Below are 1,173 nucleotides of genomic sequence, written 5' to 3' on the forward strand. Positions count from 1 at the left end.
GAACCCTGAGGGAGCGGATTTACAGTCCGCCGCGTTTAGCCACTTCGCTACCCCTCCACATATAATTTTGAAATGGTGCCGGCGAGAGGACTTGAACCCCCAACCTACTGATTACAAGTCAGTTGCTCTACCAATTGAGCTACACCGGCAATCTTTCAAAATGGTGGCTCGGGACGGAATCGAACCGCCGACACATGGATTTTCAGTCCATTGCTCTACCAACTGAGCTACCGAGCCTTTTTAAAAATGGCGGTCCCGACGGGAATCGAACCCGCGATCTCCTGCGTGACAGGCAGGCATGTTAACCGCTACACCACGGGACCACTTTGGTTGCGGGGACAGGATTTGAACCTGCGACCTTCGGGTTATGAGCCCGACGAGCTACCAGACTGCTCCACCCCGCGATAATAAATGTCTCTATGGTGGAGGATGACGGGATCGAACCGCCGACCCCCTGCTTGTAAGGCAGGTGCTCTCCCAGCTGAGCTAATCCTCCATATAATTGGTGACCCATACGGGATTCGAACCCGTGTTACCGCCGTGAAAGGGCGGTGTCTTAACCGCTTGACCAATGGGCCATTGAAGCTTTTAAAATAGTGGCGGAGAGCAAGGGATTTGAACCCTTGAGACAGTGTTAACCGCCTACACGATTTCCAATCGTGCTCCTTCGACCACTCGGACAGCTCTCCAAATGGCTCCACAGGTAGGACTCGAACCTACGACCGATCGGTTAACAGCCGATTGCTCTACCACTGAGCTACTGTGGAATAATAATAATGCCAGGCAACGTCCTACTCTCACAGGGACAAAGTCCCAACTACCATCGGCGCTAGAGAACTTAACTTCCGTGTTCGGCATGGGAACGGGTGTGACCTCTCTGCTATCGCCACCAGACACTATTCTATTATAACAATCTTCTAGAGAAATGCAACACTTTTTTTAAAAAAGTTTGTTCTCTCAAAACTAGATAACAATTTGCTGAGGAAAAGCATACGCTTTTCTAATTGTCTAGCTATGGCTCCTACCTTTTTGGGCATTTCACTTTTGCCAATGAAACTACAGAACAGTTTCCCTGTCAAAAGCTCTAATGTCTCTCAAAGGTGAACAGTCGCCTTTGCTTTTCTTAAGTGGTTAAGTCCTCGACCGATTAGTATCAGTCAGCTACACATGTCA

General features: G+C 49.2%; 8 tRNA genes and 1 rRNA gene. All 9 read right to left on the minus strand.

The features are described 5' to 3' along the window. Positions 1-73: 73 nt before the first annotated feature. Positions 74-149: transfer RNA gene (locus DIS06_RS19915), tRNA-Thr, on the minus strand. A 12-nt stretch (positions 150-161) separates the two neighbouring features. Further along, positions 162-237: transfer RNA gene (locus DIS06_RS19920), tRNA-Phe, on the minus strand. Between the two features lie 10 nt (positions 238-247). After that, positions 248-323, minus strand: a tRNA-Asp gene (locus DIS06_RS19925). 4 nt (positions 324-327) lie between these two features. After that, positions 328-404, minus strand: a tRNA-Met gene (locus DIS06_RS19930). Positions 405-420: 16 nt separating this feature from the next. Next, positions 421-496: transfer RNA gene (locus DIS06_RS19935), tRNA-Val, on the minus strand. Positions 497-503: 7 nt separating this feature from the next. Then, positions 504-578 (minus strand) — tRNA-Glu (locus tag DIS06_RS19940). Between the two features lie 19 nt (positions 579-597). After that, positions 598-689 (minus strand) — tRNA-Ser (locus tag DIS06_RS19945). A 3-nt stretch (positions 690-692) separates the two neighbouring features. Next, positions 693-767: transfer RNA gene (locus DIS06_RS19950), tRNA-Asn, on the minus strand. 11 nt (positions 768-778) lie between these two features. Continuing rightward, positions 779-894: ribosomal RNA gene (gene rrf / locus DIS06_RS19955) — 5S ribosomal RNA — on the minus strand. Between the last annotated feature and the right edge of the window lie 279 nt (positions 895-1,173).

This window comes from Bacillus sp. CGMCC 1.16541 (assembly GCF_003184905.1).
Lineage (GTDB): Bacteria > Bacillota > Bacilli > Bacillales > Bacillaceae_H > Priestia.